We start from the raw sequence: 2,988 nt of genomic DNA, 5'->3' as shown, positions 1-2,988 counted from the left end.
GTAAGCGTCCCGGCAAGTCATGTTGACGCAGACAACGGCGCTCGGCTCGGCGCGATTGCAAGATGCCGTTAGTGCTTGGATGACCTTTTGGGCGCACCTTCAGCGCGCCGCCAGCGAAACCACATCCAGGCGAATGCAAGGCCTACGCCACCGTAAACGAGGTGCAGCGACCATGCTCGAGATACGTACCACTCCCACTCGATTGGGTAGCTGGAAAGAGCCCAGAGACCAAGCCAGACTCCGAAAGTGCCCGACACGAGCCCCGACCCAAGTCGTAGAGGGAGTGGCGCGGAGCCTGAGATGCACAGCTGGATCGGCAAGGCAACGGTCACCAAGAAGAGTGCCGTCAGCGCTGTACCAAGGCCCGCAGCGGCGAAGGTGTCCATCGACAGGCTAAAAGGCCAAGACCCACGCGCACCGAGCAATGCCCACACGACAAACGCGCACGGACCGAGCAGCAATGCTTGAACAGTCAGGAATCGAGCAGTCTTCATCGTGGCCCTTACCTTTTACAGGGCATAGGCTACCCGAAGGTCTGTACACGCGGCAGCGTTAGCGAGCGATCGTGGCGGTCATGGGAGAAGCCCACCGATGCGGTAGCAATTCCTCGATGTCACTGGCCCGCTGTGTGGGTAAGCGCTGGAGGACGTCGCTCAGGTACGCATACGGGTCATGCCCGTTGAGCTTCGCCGTCTGGATGAGGCTCATGACGGCCGCCGCCCGCTGCCCTGCGAGCAGCGTCCCAGCGAATAGCCAGTTCTTGCGGCCCGTGGCCCACGGCCTGATCTGCTGCTCGTCGAAATTGTTGTCGATGGGTAGCGCGGGGTCGCCAAGATAGCGCGTGAGCGCCGCCCATCGGTTCAGGCTGTAGTCCATGGCCCTGGCGGTGGCTGAGCCATCGGGCACCTTCGGACGGAACTCAAGCAACCACTTGTGCAGGGCCTGGGCGACCGGCGCCGCGCGAGTTCGTCGTTCGCGCAAGCGATCCTCTGCTGCCAGGTCCTTCACTTCCCGCTCGATGCCGTAGAGCTGTCCGATGAGCTCGATGGCGGTGGCCGCCAGGGTGCTCTTGTTGGCGAGGTGCAGCTCCACGAACTTGCGGCGCGCGTGGGCCATGCAGCCCGCCTCGGTGATGCCGCCGTCGATGAACAGCGCCTTATAGCCGGCGTAGTCGTCGCACACGAGGCTGCCCTGCCAGGCGCTCTCAGTGCCGTGGCCGAGGAAGTTCCGTGGATGCTGGCCAGAGCGGCTCTCGGTGAAGTCATAGACCACCGCACGAATGGACTCAAATGCACCGCTGGCGTAGGCCCAGAGATAAGCACGATGGGTCTTGCCCGTGCCCGGCGCCAGCATGGCCACCGGCGTCTCATCGGCGTGCAGCACCGGCATGCGCAGCAGATCGGCCTTCATGGCACCCACCAACGGCTGTAGCCGCACGCCGCACACGCCCACCCAGGCCGCCAGCGTCGAGCGCGGGATGGCCAGGCCGGCGCGCTCGAAGATAGCCTCCTGGCGGTAAAGCGGCAGGTGGTCCGAGTGCTTCGCAACCAGCACATGGGCGAGCAGGCCCGAGGTGGGCAAGCCCTTGTCGATGATCTCCGCCGGCACCGGTGCCTGGGTCAACGTGCGGCACTTCGCGCAGGCCCACTTGCCACGCACATGGCGCTCCACGGTGAAGCTGCCGGGCGTGTAGTCCAGCTTCTCGCTGACGTCCTCGCCAATGCGCTTCATCTGGCAGCCGCACGGGCACGTCGTGTCGCTGGGCTCGTGGTGGTGCTCCACGCGCGGCAGATGGGGCGGCAACGCGGCGCGCTTGGGCCGCTCGGGCGCAGGCTCGGTGGCCATGCGCTTGGCTGCCATCAGGTCGGCTAGCTGCGCTTCCAGCGCGGCGAGGTCGGCATCCATGGCCTCGTCGAAGAGCGCCTTCTGCTCGGCGTCGAGCTGCTCGCTCTTCTTGCCGAACTTCACCCGGCGCAGCTGCGCCATCTCGAAGGTGAGCTTCTCGATCTTGGCGTCGCGCCACTCAATCTCGTGACGGTCGTGCGCCTGGCGATCCAGGAGCGCTTGCACCTTGGCGCCGATGTGCCCGAGCCCCGCGGCTTCCAGCGAGGCGATGTCTTCGGCACTGAGGGGCGCGGCAACTGCCATGGCGGCAGTATGGGGCGAGCGTACGTCGCGCGCATCGGCGCGAGCACCGATTGCGTCACAGCAACCGGATTGCGCCGTCGTCTTCCACGCGCTGCCATGGCAGCCCCAGCACCAGGGCCTGTAGCTGCGGCTGCGTCAGCGGCATCTGCTCCAGCGTGACCTCGCGAGGCCACACGAAGCGGCCCTGGTGCAGGCGCCGCGTTGCCAGCCACACGCCGATGCCGTCATGCACGAGTACCTTCATGCGGGTGGCACGGCGGTTGGCGAAGAGGTAGGCATGGTGCGGCTTGGCGCCGCCGAAGACCTGGACCACGCGGGCCAGTGCAGTCTCGGTGCCGGCGCGCATGTCCAGTGGCGTCGTCGCGAGCCACACGGCGTCGATGCGGATCAACGCAGCAGCTCGCGCATCCAGGCAGCGCACGCATCGGCAGCGCCCGCCGGCCACGTCACCGCGATGATGGTCGAACCGCGGCGGACCTCAATGCGGATGGTCTCGGCGCTTGGCGAAGGCGCTACTGCCGGCGCCGGGATCGGGAGCGCGATGAAGCCAACGGGCTGGTCGCTGACGGTCACTGCGGCAGCAGGCGGCGGTGCCATCTCATGGACCCAACGCCGCAGCAGGTTCGCGTTGATGCCGTGAGCCATCGCCACAGAGGCCATCGAGACGCCGGGCTGCTGCGCGGCTTGCACGGCCTGCGCCTTGAACTCGGCGCTGTGAACTCGGCGACGGCGGCCTGGCGCTGCTTGCTCCATAGTGCGTACGTACCCATCAAGTCGTTGATGGATACGAGCATCCTAGGCGCGGCTCAGCGGATCAACATGACATGCCAGGACGCTTAC

The 2,988-nt window shown here is 66.3% G+C and carries 3 protein-coding genes; all 3 read right to left on the bottom strand.

Annotated features, from left to right (window positions below):
- Positions 1 to 552 precede the first annotated feature (552 nt).
- The 3 genes from tnpC to tnpA are packed head-to-tail and all read right to left on the bottom strand — an operon-like array spanning position 553 to position 2,901.
- Positions 553 to 2,148 carry an IS66 family transposase gene (tnpC, locus tag ACS5PK_RS22515; protein WP_269633998.1) on the bottom strand — a complete coding sequence of 532 codons (1,596 nt, stop codon included), beginning with the start codon at positions 2,146 to 2,148 and terminating at the stop codon, positions 553 to 555.
- 55 nt (positions 2,149 to 2,203) lie between these two features.
- Positions 2,204 to 2,539 carry an IS66 family insertion sequence element accessory protein TnpB gene (tnpB, locus tag ACS5PK_RS22510; protein WP_269633999.1) on the bottom strand — a complete coding sequence of 112 codons (336 nt, stop codon included), beginning with the start codon at positions 2,537 to 2,539 and terminating at the stop codon, positions 2,204 to 2,206.
- Positions 2,536 to 2,901 carry an IS66-like element accessory protein TnpA gene (tnpA, locus tag ACS5PK_RS22505; protein ID WP_269634000.1) on the bottom strand — a complete coding sequence of 122 codons (366 nt, stop codon included), beginning with the start codon at positions 2,899 to 2,901 and terminating at the stop codon, positions 2,536 to 2,538. The genes tnpB and tnpA overlap by 4 nt, the downstream gene beginning before the upstream one ends.
- Positions 2,902 to 2,988 lie beyond the last annotated feature (87 nt).

It is taken from the genome of Roseateles sp. DB2, from assembly GCF_051857535.1.
In the GTDB taxonomy this organism is placed as follows: Bacteria; Pseudomonadota; Gammaproteobacteria; order Burkholderiales; family Burkholderiaceae_C; genus Roseateles_B.
Note: the sequence above shows the minus strand (reverse complement) of the source record. Positions and strands in the feature narration are given on the sequence as shown.

Excerpts from the sequence above, each read along its gene's own strand:
- tnpC (WP_269633998.1), bottom strand. The coding sequence starts at position 2,148 with ATGGCAGTTGCCGCGCCCCTCAGTGCCGAAGACATCGCCTCGCTGGAA.
- tnpA (WP_269634000.1), bottom strand. The coding sequence starts at position 2,901 with ATGGAGCAAGCAGCGCCAGGCCGCCGTCGCCGAGTTCACAGCGCCGAG.